The following is a 14,925-nucleotide window of genomic DNA, read 5'->3' on the forward strand; positions in this document are numbered from 1 at the left end:
CGCACTAATTCAACCAGCTTCTGCTTTAATTCACCGGTGTATTTCTTGTTTGGTATTCCTTTTGGCATATAAAATCACCCCACTTGTTAGTATTATACCACATGTCTAACAAATGGGGTTCACTTCACCACACGCTCCGGCTTTTTCAGCTATTCCAGCGCATCCCGCTGCCGCCGAAGAGCCTGAAGCCCACGGTGAAGCCGGGTTTTGACGGTGGCGGGCGCAACACCCTGAATACCGGCGATGGCCTTCAGGCTTTTGCCGCCATAGTAGTGCAGGCGCAGCACCTCAGCCCGCTCTGGCGGCAGGGCGTCCACCATGGCCCGAAGCCGGGCGCTGCGGTCAGACACCTTGTCAAGCAGGCATTCCTCGGGCGTGGGGCCCGGGTCTGGGATGGCTTCATCCCCCGGCAGAAGCGGCCTTGTCTCCATCCTGCCGCTTCTCGCTGCCCTGCGGCCCGCGTCGGCAAAGCGGTAGCGCAGGCGGGCGCTTAAAAAGGCCGGAAAGGGCTGGCTGCTCCCGGCCCGGTAATCGGCTGCGGCCTCCAGCAGGATCACACCCCCGTACTGCACAGCGTCCTCCAGGCTGTCGTGATGGTGCCTGTATTTGGCGGCCTGCTTGTAAATCAGCGGCTTAAAGCTCATGAGCAGCATTTCCCTGGCGGTCTGGTCGCCCTCGCCGGCCATGCGCACCCACTCGTCCAGGGCGCTGTATTTTTCATCCTTCAAGTAATTCCCCCTTTTGGGCTGTTCGTTTAAAACAGCACGTCATCCTCCCGGACATCCTGTATGGCAAACATCACCTCGGGATGGGTGCCCTGCAGGGCGGCCAGGTAATCGTTGAACTGATCCTCCGCGTCCTCCGCATCTCTGGCGTGAAAGCCAACCCGGACACGGCACTCTGCTGTGACCACGTAGTCTCTTTTCCGCCTCACCAGACTTCCTCCGATACCGTAACGATTTGTGGACAAACTGCACCTCCTGAATAATAAAAGATTAATATAGTATATTATTAATATATTATTAATGGCGGACACGGGCGTCCGTGATTCTGCCGCCACTTTTGCTTTTTTAACAATATTGCGGACATAAATGTCCCCGAATCCTGTTTTGTGAAATTTTCAGCCCGACTTATCCACATGCCCATAAACGGACACCTGCTCACCGGAAAGATTTTCAAGGATTACAGGGGCCACGTTGTCGGCAAAGGGAATCAGGGTATAAAATCCTACCTGTTTGTTTTTAACGGCCCGCTGGTATTTCAGACGGCCCGAGGCCTCCAGCTCACTGCGATAGCGGCGGATATGGCGTTCAGAGCATTTTAATACCCGTTCCAGCTGCTCAGGCCGCACCCAGAATGCCACCCGCCACAGCCACCGCCCGTCTAAGGACGGCAGCGCGCAGGCATTGCAGCGGTACAGCAGATAGTGCCACAGAGCAATGGCCCCGGGCGACAGCTTTTTCTCGTCGGGCAGACTGGCGTGCCATTCATAAAAGGCGTCGAGCTCTGTGAAATAGTTTATAACGCCGCCTCCCTGTCCTGGGCTACAAACCAGTCTACCAGGCAGGCCTGGCCCACAGGTGTGACACGGGTCACCGACCAGAGCATTTTGCCCTCCCCGCCCAGGGGCCTGTCAAAGAAACCCTCCTCAATCTCAAAATAGCCCTGCTCCATGGTCCATTGAAGCGGCTTGTTCCAGCTGCCTTTCTGGGTGCTTAAAAAACCGCCTTCGCGCAGCTTTGTAAACAGGCGGTTCCGCCCGATGTTCACGCCGTTCTGGCGCAGGAGCTTAGCCATATCTCCCATGGAGATGCTGCCCTCTGAGGCTGTGATGGCCTCGCCGAATACGGCGTTTGGCGTAAGCGCCTTTATCCGCATCTCCAGCTTGTCCACTTTTGCGCCCAAAGCCTTGTTTTTAGCGGTCTCCGCCCTCAGCATGGCCATCAGCTCCTGCATGGCCCCGGGGTCGTCCTGCACCCGGTCCATCACGTCGGCCTCCATATAGGCCCCGTGCCTGCGGATGCTGGGCAGAATGACCGCGGTCACATAGCGCTTGAAGGTCTGGGCCTCTGGGCGTGTGCTGCCAAAGATCAGGGCGTACAGGCCGCTCTCGTTGACGACCAGCATGCTCTGATGATGCCCGTTGGCGTCGGAGATACGCCGTTTCGACGTATCTGCCGGGTTGACATGGCGCTTTACAATGCTTGAAGCGTCTTTGCTGTAGCCCAGGGCAACGCACACATCCGCGGCCACCAGCCATTCCCGGGCCTCCGCGCCGTCAGCAGCCTCCCGCTCCACCAGCGTGCGGATTTTTCCGAAAAGGGCGCTCTCAAAGGTCTGGGTAAAGATTGCCGCGGCCATTTTACATTTCCTCCTTTTCGATCATGACAAAATACTGCTCCTCATGGTCGAGGATTGTCTTAAATACCATGCGCCCCATTTCAACGCTGTCCAGCAGCAGCTCTACGTCGGTGGTGGCCCGCAGAGCAGGGTTTCGAAGCGCCTCCCAGTCCTTTTCAAAAAGATGATTTGTCTCTGTGCCCGGCACCTCGGTAACCGTACAGCACTCCCGGCTGCCGTCAGGCTTTACGGTTTCCAGAACACACCCGCCGCCAGGGGCCGTCACATATAAATCATAAGGATTGCTGCTCACAAACATGCGAACCTTTGAGATTTCCCGCACCAGGTTCATCCCCTCTAAAAACGGCGGCGTCGCCTCAGGCTTCCAGCCCTCCGGACGGCAGACCCTGGGGTTGTCCACCGAAAAGACCGGCGGGATAAAGCCCGGTACTTCCTCTGTACTCGAAAGACCCAGGTACTTTAAAAAGCTCGGAAGCGGTGTCAGCTCTCTGGCTGGTATATGGGTCTTTTTCCCTTCGCTCGCAGCTGCCGTGGTGGATGATGGTTTGTTTTGGTTCATATCAGAACCCCCTTAAAATATTTCTTCAGCGCTCACCGCTGAGGTTGAGATCATTATACGAAATTGCTCCACCGCCGTCACCTTTCATTCAGCCCCTAAAAAGAACTCTAAAACGCAAAAAAGCCCCGTTCCCGAGACTTTTTTGCTTCAAAAAGGTATTATTTTGTCTAAAAAGCAGCCTTTTTGAGCTTTTTCTCTTCCTGAAGGCAAACATTAAAATACTCACACCGCAGGCACTCCCCGTCCCGCACAACGGAAAACCCACTGCCTGTCAGCAGGACCTGGGCTGGCAAAAGCGCCCTGCACAGCGCAGAACCCTGTTCGATCTTCCGCTCCATGGCCATGCTGGTGCCGGCATAACAGACCGCCATTCCGCTCTCAGCCACAACACACCCACGCTCTCGGTCGTGCTCTTTAATTAAAAAAAATCCGGTCGACGTAACTGTTTCCCGTTCCGTCACCGGGGAGGCTCGTGTGAGCAGGCATAACCTGAAGGTTCTTGCCAATATAAAAGCAGAGGTTCCGCTTTGTTTTAAAACGCTTGGCGTTAGCCCGTCCACAGGCCCCCATATCCTTCTTAAAGAGACGCCCGACAAGGTTAATCAGACGCTTAGGCGTGCAGGGCCAGAGCGTGACCGAGCCGTCACGGTACACAATGCCCGTCATGGGATCGGTGACACTGCTGAGGTTGATATACGCCACCGGCAGCCCCAGCTCCGGATCGCGCACCAAACGCTCCAGCTGCTCCTCCGTCAGGTAAAACTGCCCGTCCCCCAGCCCAAAAGCCGCATGCTCCAGATCAATGCCTGGAAAGCAGTCAAGATTGTTGAAATTGTACATTTTTTGCCTCCAATGTTTGTTATTTATGTGAAAACCGGTTGAACCTGTGAGGTAAACGGTTTACATACTGTAAAAAAACCAGCAGACGGGAGATGGCCGCCTGCCGGGTGGGGTGTGTCACCGAAATTATACAATAAATTTTATTGACATTGATTTTTTTGATAATAAGTTAAATACTTAATTTATTGTCTTTCTTTTCTTTATAGTAGTCTATGTAAGCTAATGCAAACCAATACCAAACGGAAATTTGGGTTGCATCCAAAATTTGAATAGTAAATCCTGAAATAATAATTATCATTTGTATCCCTAAACAAAATAAGAGAATAATATCTGACCTATTTGTAAAAATTAAATATAAATTAAAAAGAAAATTTTTCACTAAAAATAGCCCCAATATAATAAGTCCAGGCAACCCAAAATAAAAAATATATTGAAGATAAATATTGTCAAAAATTATATCTATATTTTTAATTAAGCCATTTCCTATTATCATATTTTCTTTTATTAATTCGTCGTATTGGTTCCAAAGTACATCCCTTCCACCTAATGTATACCAATCAGATAAATTGTTGGATTGAAATCTAACAGAATAAAAAAGATCTGTGTACCGACTAGATAAATAAAAAACTATTAAAAAAACAATTGCTAAAGTTAAGAATATCCTTAAATTGCTAATTTTAAAATTCACAATGTTTTGTGTAAAAATAATGAATATTATAGAAAATACTGATACAACAAACGCTGTTCTTGATCCACTAAAATAAATAAAAATTAAACATTCAAGTAAAAAAAACACTTTGAATTTCCAATCTAATCGTTCAATCAAAAAATATATTAAAACAATGGATATCCACACTCCAAAAAAATTGGGGTTTCTAAAAGGGCCAACAATACGATTGTAAAATTGGAATATATTACCTGATTTTGACATTTCATATATTTTTTCAAGAATAATCTTTCCTGGTAAATCAAACAATTCAACAGCTATAAATGGAAGTAGTAACAAAAGGACAATAATTAATGTCTTTTTTAGTACACGACTAATTTCTACTAAAGAAGAAATTTCTTTTTTAAGATAATTTAGAAAAAAATTATATAAAAGCACCCACAAAAAAATACGAAAAACTCCAGAAAAAACATTTAAATTTACTGTGTTACCTTTAACAATTGCTACAATTATTCCCCCAAAATTTAAACATAAAAAAGCAAAAAGATATTTTATAGTACCTGTAAAATTTATTGTATAATTCCTTTTATAAAAAAGTACCAATAAAAAACAAACTATAAATATTTCATTTAAGTATAAAGAAACACCATAGCCTAAAATTTGTGATGGTATCGGGAAAAAAATTATTATTAGAAATATCTCTGTAAATATCTCTCTTTTTTTTATGTTTTTTTCCATCTTATGATAAAATCCTTTCAATCATTTCTAAATGCGTTTCCCAACTATAATTTTTAATAACGTGGTTTCTTCTATCAAACTTATATTTTTCAGAGTTTTTAAAACTTTCAGAAATAGCCTGTACTATTTCTTCTAAACTATTATAATTAACGATTATTCCTAATTTTTCATTTGTAATTATTTCTTCACTTGCCGTAATGCTTTCGGGTGGATTATTTCTTGCAGCAATACAAGGTAATCCACTCGCTAACGCTTCTAAATATACATGTCCAAATCCTTCGTACTTACTTGGCAAAATAAACACATCAGACATTTTATAAAAATCTTCAACATTTTCTTTAAAACCTAAAAATCTAATACGATTTTCCAACTTCTTACTTGAACATATTTTTTGCAATACCCTTTTTTGATCACCATCTCCGATAAAAATCAACTTTATTTTTTTATCATATATATTGTCAACTGCATTAATAAGTATTTCTAAATTTTTTTCACTGCTTAATCTACTTACACAAACCATTATTTTGTCATCACTATCATAATTCCATACTTTTCTTAAATCAGATTTTTCTTTAAAAGTAGCAATTCTGAATCTTTCATAATCAATACCAGGCGGCAAAACACAAACTTTTTTCGAATCAATATTATAATACTTCGCAATTTCTTCTCTTTTAGATTTACTTAAAGTTGCTAAATTTCGAGACTTTCGCATCGCAAGCTTGTCAAGTAAATATATTTGAGGTAAAATAATATAGTAGTATATTTTTTTAATCCCTTTAGCTTTTTTTACTGATATTTTATGGAGTTCTGGTGCAACTAAAGGTGCAATAAATATATGTTTTTTAGTCTTACAACTTTTTTCTAAGGCTAGCGCAAAGCTATAATACCTTGAAATCACTATGTCTTCAGAATCTATTTTGCTATTCTTTATATAATATAAAGTTTTTAAATAAAAAATAATTGGCGTAAATATCGATAAAATCAAAGGTATACCAGAGTAATCAATTCTTGAAATATTAATTCCCTCTAGAACCTCTTTTGCTTCCAACTGTTTATTTTTTAGATTTGAGACTACTATCTCCACTTTTTTATCTTTTTTCTTTGCACAAAGAGCTAAATATCTACAGTATGAAACTAATCCGCCTTTTTCGGGTTTATATGCATTTGATAAGATCCAGATTTTCATATTATTTTCCATTTCTTAGTATTTTTTCACAATATTTACTACCTTGTTAAATAATTTTTTTCTGAAAGTCAAAACATGATTCTCGCATCCTATATAACCACTGCTGCTTAATCTATTCAATCCATAATCAACAGCATTTTTAACTTTTAGATCATCCTTGTTACTTATGCATAAATATCCACTCAGCGAATGTAACACCCAAGCATCTGACCTCGGATAATAAGATGCATCAACGACTATTCCATTTTCTTGAATAATAGGAATAAAATGACTTCCATTCCACATCTTTTCCATAATTAATCTTTTGATTTCATCAATTAAATTTTGATCACTCCACTCCAATGCACATAACAGCAACGCACAGTAACCCCACGTATGAATATCTTTAGAGCACTTACCATCTGCTACTATATATGGCACCGCAATATTTTTCTTCAATTCATTTTTTAAATACCGCGAAACCAAATCTATTATTTCTTTGTTATCATTATTTCTATATAGCTTATCAACATACATATGATAATATAATTGCTGAGCAATATGATAATTATCAATTTTAATATAGTAATTATCCTTAATTAATTTTTTTTCAAAGTAATTCCAGTACCCAATATTTTCCTTAACAATTAACTCATTTCTTAAGTAGTGAAACATCCCATCACACAAATGCTTTACAGAAAAATCATTAAAAACCTTCATGTAGTAAGTTAATGTTGCTACAGCAAATGAAACCCCATTTGAAATATGAACTTCATAAAAAGAATTAGGCGCATACGGTATGGCATAACTATGATTTTCAATTAGATAGCTATTACATTTTATCCAATCTATTCCTTTTAAGATAGATTGGATAACAAAATCTTCGTGATAAACATCATAAAATTCTATTAACGCAAATATAGATAATATTTCAGGAGTAGTAGATTCTACAGAGTTTTTTTTCGACATATTTTTTCCAAAACTAAAATTATAACCAATATCAAATCCTCCATCTACTAATTGAGATTCTATTATCTCTTTTGCTAAATCAAACGCCTGATTTTTATAAATACTTTTCTTATAAGCCAAGTCCATATTAATGGCCGTAAATAAAGCTTCATATAACGTTTGAGAACTTTTTATATTATTTATTGGTTTGTTTATAATCTTAAGTATATATTCACGAAACATATTCTTTTTACCTTCTATATTTTTTAGTTTTTAAATAGTTTAATTATATCTTTATAGTTAATAATTAAAAAAACTATAAGAAAAGTTAAAGAAATAACTAATCGAAGTAACATTGAAAACTCAATTAAATTAATGCTAACTAACACAAAAGCAGATATAACAACAGCAATATAATACCGTTTTATTAGTTTTACTTTATATTTTATTGATTTCATGTACAACAAACAAAAACAATTAAGTAAAACAAACGTTATACCTTTCGCTACTACCAAGCCAACAATTCCAAAATAAGGTAATAGCAAAAATGAAACAATTACTTGTATTGTGACCACAACAAAACTGATATAAAAATATTGTTTTGATTTTCCAATTGCAAACAAACAATAATTTAAAATCATTCCAGGAGTTCCAATTACTATTATAAACATAAAAAATTCTAAAATATTTTTATATTCAATGTATTGGGTTCCAAATAAAATTTTTATAAATAAATCTGAATTCAACATAATCGTAAAGGATATTGGAAAGAGAATAAGTAAATTATTTTTTAACAAATTATTTGCTAATAAATTAATATTATTCTTTTTTAGCTGTTTACAAAAAAAAGGATAAAAAGCCGAATTATATATATTGGGAATTAATTTGACCATATTAACTACTTTTATCACCAAATAATATCCCCCTAATACTTCTATGCTAAACTTATTTATAATTAATAATTGATCTATTCTATCAAAAAAGAAAGCAACAATGGTCGAAGCATGTAAAAAGAAAGCGAATTTAAAAAATTTTTGTCTATACAATTCCTTTTTTATATCGGTAATATTTAGTCTAAAAAACATTATTAACACATATATGAAATATCCAATAATAATGAATATGTAAAAAATACTGTTAATATTATTTCTAGTAATAAAAACTATATAGAGAGAGGCAAAAAAAACTATAATATTAAACAATTTACTACCAATAGAATACTCAAGAAACATCTCTCTCTCTTTTTGATATGCCAATAAGATATTTTGAATTATTATAAAAGCTGCTGCTACGTACATTATTAGTGAAGTTTTATTTGGTGAATTAGTAACTAACTTTATAATATCTATTCGAAATATACTTAGTATTACAGTAAGTAATACTAAGTATAATATACATACTGCCATATAATAAATTAAAAAAGATTTTTTTTGATTTATTTTTTCAATATCAGAAAGTATTTTTACAACAGCTGTCTCTCCACCAAATAAGAAAAAAGTAACTACAGCATTGTAAAAAAGTTCAATTAAACCTAATTCTCCAGCAGCTTCAGCAGAAACCCGGCTAACCAGCATTGATGTCAGTAATTGTAAAGGGATGGCCAGTAAAGAAATAATTAAAATTAACTTAGCCCCTTTAGTATACTTTTTTTGTTCATTTTGTAAGTCTATACAAACTCCTCCTTAATTTAAAAAGTAAATAAATAACTGAACTTAGTTTATATTTAAAAAAATGATATATAATTTGATATCTTTTTTCGCAATAGCTTATATCTACCATCTTTAGGTATTCATTTATTTTTTGTTCTAAAATTTTTTTTAATTTATAATCTTTTATACCTATTTGTTTTTTCTCAGATTGAAGCTTATAAATTTGTACGTATGATACAAAAGCAAAATTATTTACTCCCTCTTTATACTTTTCATAAAATTTCTTCTTTAAATTTGCTATTAATTTTAATCTACTTTTTAACATATCGTTAATATTAATAGTATTTGATAATGATTCATATCTTTTTATGTACTTGTAAAGAATCTTTTCTGTAAACTCAATTTTGTTTGCAAACTCTAAACAACGAATAGTAAAAAATAATTCTTCGCAGTCCCGTCGTTCTTCATCAAAATATATCTGATTTTTTTTTAACAATACACTTTTTACTATTTTAAATTGTCCCCATGGAAGACTCCACGATAATGTGTTAATTATTAAGTCTCTTTTTGACATGTTTGAAAAAGCATCCAGTTTATGTATTCTTATTAGCTTTCCGTTTTGACTAACTTGTTCAAAATTATAATAGAGTATATCAGGGCTTTGCCTCAACTCATTATTCAATATACTTAACAAAATATTTCTATCAATCATATCATCAGAATCTAAAAAAAGTATGTATTCTCCCTTCGCAAGATCAATTCCATAATTTCTAGCAGCGCCTGGGCCTTTATTATCCTGGTAATAATACCTTATTAATTTATTTTTTTTGCAATATTCCATACAAATTTTTTCTGTTTTATCAGTTGAACCATCATTAATTAGAATAATTTCAATGTTATTATTTAAAACAGAACTCAGGCAATCATTTAATGTGTTTTCAGCGTTATATATAGGAACTATTACAGAAAGAATAATATTATTTGGCATTTCAAACTAAAGCCTCCAATAAGTGTAATTACTTTTTTCTAAATCCGGAATTGAAAACATTCCTTTGATATCAATTAGTATCTTTTCTTTGGGACTTATTTTTCCATACATAGAATCTATTTTAGAAAAACTAAAACTTTTAAAAAGATTATGTGCAACAGCAAAGACCAGACAATCCATTTCTCTTAATTCATTAAAATCTGAAAGTTCAATTTTGTATTCCTTTTTTACTTCTTCTTTTGATGCCAAAGGATCCACTACAATAGGTTTTATCCCATATTCTTTTAATTTCATTATAATATCAATAATTTTAGAATTTCTGATATCCGTGCAATTTTCTTTAAATGTAATCCCCAATATTGCGATTTTACTTTTTTTTACAATCTTATCAGTTGATATGAGTTTTTTTATAATTGCATCAGCTACAAATGAAGCCATATCATCATTAATTTTCCTTCCTGATGCGATTATTTGGCTGTGATATCCTAAATTCTCTGCTTTATATATGAAATAATAAGGATCAACGCCTATACAATGTCCCCCGACTAAGCCTGGTCTAAAATTTAATGCATTCCACTTTGTGTTCATCGCTTCTATTACTTCATTGGTATCAATACCCATATAATCAAAGACAATCGCTAGTTCGTTCATAAAAGCAATATTAATATCTCTCTGACTATTTTCTACAACTTTTGCAGCTTCTGCAACTTTAATAGAAGATACTGGAAAGACACCGGCCTTTATAATTAAAGTATAAATATTAGTTATTTCTTCTAACGCTTCTTCATCTGTTCCTGATACAATTTTTTTAATGTTTTCAAGTCTGTGAACCTTATCTCCTGGATTTATTCTTTCTGGAGAATAACCAACTTTAAAATCATTGCCACATCTTAATTTTGACTCTTCTTCAAGTATTGGTATACAGATATCCTCTGTTACGCCAGGGTATACAGTTGATTCGTAAACAACAATGCTTCCTTCTTTAATTTTAGTCCCTAAAATCTTTGTTGCATCTATAACTGGAGATAAATCTGGTGTTTTATCTAAGTTAATTGGTGTTGGCACTGCTATAATAAAAAATTTTGCTCTTCTAATTTATCTTCATCACTTGTAAACTCAATTTTGGTGTTTTTTATAGTATCATCACCAATCTCATTTGTTAGATCAATTCCTTTTTTGTATAATTCAATTTTCTTTTTATTAGTGTCAAACCCAATCACTCGAACTTTTTGAGCAAAGGATTCTGCTATTGGTAAACCAACGTAACCTAATCCAATTACTGCTATAGCTTCTTTTTTTTCTATTATATCTTTATAAAGGCTCATTTTTGTAATCTCCTAAAGTTTCTATGTATATATTACTCATAATTTTTCTTATTTTTGTAATCTCAAATTGATTAATTTTTTTTCTATTATACTCTCCAAATTGTTTTCTCAGTTTGGGGGAATTAAGTAGTATTTGTATTTTTTCTATATATTCATTGATCTTATTTCCTTCTATCAAAAATCCCCCTTTTCCATCATCTACTAAATCACTTGTACCTCTAATCTTTGAAGCGATAACAGGTAAACCTACAGACATTGCTTCCATTAGAGCAACAGGTAAACCTTCTTGGATGGATGGAAAAATAAAAATATCAGATGTAGAACATATTCTATTAATATCGTTCCTAAAGCCTAAAAATTGTATTTGTGAAGATAAATTATATTTTTCAACTAAATTTTTAAGGCTATTTTCTAATTCACCTTTTCCACAGATATAATAGACTAAGTTTTTATCTTTCAATTCTTTTATTGCTTCAATAGCAACTCTATGGTTTTTTCTTTTGCTTAATTCCCCAACAGAAAGTAAAACAATTTTACTATTATTATTTGTTTTTTTATCGATACCCGCAAACCTTTTTATATCGATTCCTACACCTGGAACATAGTATATGTTTTTAGATAGAAATCTTTTTTGGGCTAATAAATAATCATCTGTATTTATTGTTATTAAAGCATCCGTATACATTGATAGATATTTTTCAATAGGATAATAAATAGCCCATTTTATGATAGGAGCACCCTCATAAAAATGGAAACCATGTGCTGTATAGATAACTTTAATTGATTTATTATTTCGTGTGGCTAGTCTTGTAATTACCCCCCCAATAGGTGTATGACAATGTATTAAAAAAAATTTATTTTCTTTTATTAGCCTTTTTAGCTCCCTATATGCCTTCATATTTTCCATTTTGTATGGGGACCTTTGAAAACAAATTTGATGTTTGATAATTCCCATATCATCCAACTCACCACCATCATTTTCAAAATTCGCAGCACAGTGCACTTCAAACTTCAACTCTTGTAATATTCTGATATTGCTTTTTTCAAAAGAGCTAAGAAATGTACTTAATGAAGCTACAATCAAAACCTTTTTCATTTTATTCTCCTCGATGGTATTCCGATATATATTCCTGGTTGTATTAAATTATTTATTGTAGTACTTCCTGCTCCTAAAATCACATCATCATATATATATATATTATTTATTACTGTTGAACCTGCTCCAACATGACAGGATTTACCTATTTTTACAGAACCGCAAATTGTCGTATTGGGAGAAATATGAGTTAAAGACTGAATAGTGACATCATGCTCAACAACCGCTGATGTGTTAATGATGCAGTGCTCGCCAATGTCGGTGTCGACATTGATCACGACACCTGCCATCACGGCTGTGCCGTTACCAATATGGACGCCTTCCCCGATAACCGCGGTGGGGTGAATAGCTGTATAGTAGTTTAATGCTGGATTGTTTTCTGCGATTTTTTTACGGATTTGATTATCCCCAATTCCGATGATAAAATAGAAATCGTCTTTGTATTTCTGTATATCTTTTATCTTTCCCAACACGGGAATCTGATGGATTTCTTTTTTTGTCGGATCATCGTCTAAAAAGCCCATGACTTGGTCTCCTGATTGATGGATGATATCGGCAATCACTTTTCCATGTCCGCTGGCTCCGATGATCATAACTTTTTTCTCAGGCATTGGCTTTTTCACTTCCTCTGAATACTTCCATTGTTACCGCTGTATCTGCGTTGATGTCTTCCTGCTTGAAGGCTTTAATGATGGTTTTTAGAACAATGCGGACATCAAGGGTAAAGCTGACTTTTTCAACGTACGCGACATCGTAGTTGAATTTCTCATCCCAGGTAATGGCGTTGCGGCCATTGACCTGTGCCAGTCCGGAAAGGCCGGGTCTTACTTCGTGTCTTCTTTTCTGTCTTTCGTTGTATAAAGGAAGATACTGCACGAGTAAAGGCCGTGGCCCGATGATGCTCATATCGCCTTTAAAAATATTAAACAGCTCGGGCAATTCATCTAAACTCATACTCCTGAGCATCTTTCCAAACTTGGTTAGCCTAATATTATCCGGTAGCAGCTCGCCTTTTTCATCCCACTTATCGGTCATGGTTCTAAATTTGTACATCGTAAAAATCTTTTCATCCTTGCCGGGCCGCTTCTGTTTAAAAATCACCGGGCTTCCCAGCTTCTGTTTAACCAGAATGGCAGTGATCCCCATCACGGGTGACAGCACGATGATGGCTGCGCCGGACAGGGTGATGTCGAGTATGCGTTTGACGTATTTCTGATAGATCATTTTGAACCTCTGTATTTGGCTTTTTAAAAGAGTGCTTTGATAATATTGATAATACGCTGCTGGTCTGCCTCAGTCATTTTGGTGTCACTTGGCAGGCAGACGCCCCGGTTAAAGATGTCTTCTGCGATGCTCTGTTCATTCTCTGGGTCGCAATGGCTGAAGAAAAAATATTCTTTAAAATAAGGCTGCAGATGCATGGGTTTCCAGACAGGCCGGGATTCAATGTTTTCTTTTTCCAGAGCCAGCATGATATCCAAGGGCTTGACTGAACTGCTTTCTTTTAAAGTCATACAGCTGAGCCAGTAATTAGGTTTGCCTTTATCGGAAATGGGCATCATCTGGATATCTTCAATATCTTTAAAAGCTTCTTGATAGGCCTCAAAGATTTGCTTTTTCTTTGTGACTCTTCCATCAAGGACTTTTAACTGTCCCCTTCCGATACCGGCAACGATGTTGCTCATGCGGTAGTTGTAGCCCAGTTCTTTGTGTTCATAGTGGCGTTCATTTTCTCTGGACTGGGTGGACCAGAATCGGGCTTTTTGAATAAGGGCTTCATTGTTTCCGAGGAGCATCCCACCGCCAGAAGTGGTGATGATTTTATTCCCATTAAAGGACAGAACGGACAGGTCGCCAAAGGTGCCACATTTCTGTCCTTGATAGGTCGCGCCTAAGGCTTCGGCGGCGTCTTCTAACACGGGTGTGGGGGGTGCTTTACAGAGGACTGACAGTTCTTCATAATCGGCGGCCTGACCGTATAAATCCACAATGATCACGGCTTTGGGATTAGGATATTTATCGTAGGCTTTTTTAAGAGCAATCGGGCTCATATTCCAGGTTTCGGGTTCGCTGTCGATAAAAACGGGCTTTGCGCCCAGGTAGATAACCGGATTGGCGCTGGCTGAAAAGGTCAGGCTGGAACAGAAGACTACGTCGCCTTCCCCTACTCCCAGGGCTTTTAAGCCAAGGTGCAGGGCGGCTGTCCCGGCGGACAGGGCGGCGCCTGTCTTAACACCTACATAGGCTGCCATTTCTTTTTCAAATTGGTTGACATTTTTACCCAGGGGGGCGATCCAGTTGGTGTCAAAGGCTTCCTGTATGTATTTCATTTCCTCGCCGCCCATGTGGGGCGAGGAAAGGTATATTTTTTCTTCTTTTTCCATGATAGTTCCTCTTTGCGGAACGGTGAGGGCACCGTTCCCTACAAATAATTTAATCCAATTTGTTATTAAAACTCGTAGCACTCATGACCATTAACTGATCCTTTGATCCTTACTTTCATCGCATTGTAGTTACTTTCTTCAATATATATAAGGAAGAAACCAACCACAATGCGACGCGAAATAAAAACAGGTGGTGCTAAACCCG

General features: G+C 37.0%; 16 protein-coding genes and 1 pseudogene. All 17 read right to left on the bottom strand.

The genetic code is table 11. The features are described 5' to 3' along the window. Window positions 1–149: 149 nt before the first annotated feature. The 17 genes and pseudogenes from FYJ53_RS18585 to FYJ53_RS18665 all read right to left on the bottom strand — a co-directional run bounded on the left by FYJ53_RS18585 (window position 150) and on the right by FYJ53_RS18665 (window position 14,720). On the bottom strand, window positions 150–728 hold the full coding sequence (locus FYJ53_RS18585; protein WP_154557607.1) for an RNA polymerase sigma factor: 579 nt from the start codon (window positions 726–728) through the stop codon (window positions 150–152). A gap of 26 nt (window positions 729–754) precedes the next feature. Then, on the bottom strand, window positions 755–970 hold the full coding sequence (locus FYJ53_RS18590; protein WP_154557608.1) for a hypothetical protein: 216 nt from the start codon (window positions 968–970) through the stop codon (window positions 755–757). 150 nt (window positions 971–1,120) lie between these two features. Continuing rightward, window positions 1,121–1,363: a hypothetical protein gene (locus FYJ53_RS18595; RefSeq protein ID WP_123876058.1), complete on the bottom strand. Its 243-nt coding sequence runs from the start codon at window positions 1,361–1,363 to the stop codon at window positions 1,121–1,123. A 155-nt stretch (window positions 1,364–1,518) separates the two neighbouring features. Then, window positions 1,519–2,361, bottom strand: coding sequence for a phage antirepressor KilAC domain-containing protein (locus FYJ53_RS18600; protein ID WP_154557609.1), 843 nt, complete (start codon window positions 2,359–2,361; stop codon window positions 1,519–1,521). Window position 2,362: 1 nt separating this feature from the next. After that, entirely contained in the window at window positions 2,363–2,920 is a 558-nt protein-coding gene (locus tag FYJ53_RS18605; protein WP_013380288.1) for a hypothetical protein, read from the bottom strand. A gap of 167 nt (window positions 2,921–3,087) precedes the next feature. Continuing rightward, window positions 3,088–3,306: a hypothetical protein gene (locus FYJ53_RS18610; protein ID WP_133966016.1), complete on the bottom strand. Its 219-nt coding sequence runs from the start codon at window positions 3,304–3,306 to the stop codon at window positions 3,088–3,090. A 28-nt stretch (window positions 3,307–3,334) separates the two neighbouring features. Continuing rightward, on the bottom strand, window positions 3,335–3,760 hold the full coding sequence (locus FYJ53_RS18615; protein WP_133966018.1) for a hypothetical protein: 426 nt from the start codon (window positions 3,758–3,760) through the stop codon (window positions 3,335–3,337). A 169-nt stretch (window positions 3,761–3,929) separates the two neighbouring features. Then, window positions 3,930–5,165, bottom strand: coding sequence for an O-antigen ligase (locus FYJ53_RS18620; RefSeq protein WP_154557610.1), 1,236 nt, complete (start codon window positions 5,163–5,165; stop codon window positions 3,930–3,932). 1 nt (window position 5,166) lies between these two features. Next, entirely contained in the window at window positions 5,167–6,351 is a 1,185-nt protein-coding gene (locus FYJ53_RS18625; protein WP_195840276.1) for a glycosyltransferase family 4 protein, read from the bottom strand. Between the two features lie 15 nt (window positions 6,352–6,366). After that, window positions 6,367–7,521 (bottom strand): hypothetical protein, encoded by a 1,155-nt coding sequence (locus tag FYJ53_RS18630; protein WP_154557612.1) that lies wholly within the window; start codon window positions 7,519–7,521, stop codon window positions 6,367–6,369. 23 nt (window positions 7,522–7,544) lie between these two features. Continuing rightward, entirely contained in the window at window positions 7,545–8,852 is a 1,308-nt protein-coding gene (locus tag FYJ53_RS18635) for a lipopolysaccharide biosynthesis protein (RefSeq protein ID WP_154557613.1), read from the bottom strand. Between the two features lie 79 nt (window positions 8,853–8,931). Further along, window positions 8,932–9,915, bottom strand: a complete 984-nt coding sequence (locus tag FYJ53_RS18640) for a glycosyltransferase family 2 protein (protein ID WP_154557614.1) — start codon at window positions 9,913–9,915, stop codon at window positions 8,932–8,934. Between the two features lie 6 nt (window positions 9,916–9,921). Then, a pseudogene (locus FYJ53_RS18645) lies at window positions 9,922–11,240 on the bottom strand (nucleotide sugar dehydrogenase). Next, on the bottom strand, window positions 11,227–12,336 hold the full coding sequence (locus FYJ53_RS18650; protein ID WP_154557615.1) for a glycosyltransferase family 4 protein: 1,110 nt from the start codon (window positions 12,334–12,336) through the stop codon (window positions 11,227–11,229). The pseudogene FYJ53_RS18645 and the gene FYJ53_RS18650 overlap by 14 nt, the downstream one beginning before the upstream one ends. Beyond that, on the bottom strand, window positions 12,333–12,947 hold the full coding sequence (locus FYJ53_RS18655; RefSeq protein ID WP_154557616.1) for an acetyltransferase: 615 nt from the start codon (window positions 12,945–12,947) through the stop codon (window positions 12,333–12,335). Before FYJ53_RS18655 ends, FYJ53_RS18650 begins: the two co-directional genes overlap by 4 nt. Further along, window positions 12,940–13,560 carry a sugar transferase gene (locus FYJ53_RS18660; protein WP_154557617.1) on the bottom strand — a complete coding sequence of 207 codons (621 nt, stop codon included), beginning with the start codon at window positions 13,558–13,560 and terminating at the stop codon, window positions 12,940–12,942. The genes FYJ53_RS18655 and FYJ53_RS18660 overlap by 8 nt, the downstream gene beginning before the upstream one ends. Before the next feature lie 23 nt (window positions 13,561–13,583). Continuing rightward, the gene (locus FYJ53_RS18665) at window positions 13,584–14,720 is read right to left on the bottom strand and encodes a DegT/DnrJ/EryC1/StrS aminotransferase family protein (protein ID WP_154557618.1); all 1,137 of its coding nucleotides are present in this window, start codon (window positions 14,718–14,720) and stop codon (window positions 13,584–13,586) included. Window positions 14,721–14,925 lie beyond the last annotated feature (205 nt).

The organism is Eubacterium sp. BL-380-WT-2B, assembly GCF_009696115.1.
Lineage (GTDB): Bacteria > Bacillota > Clostridia > Eubacteriales > Eubacteriaceae > Eubacterium > Eubacterium callanderi.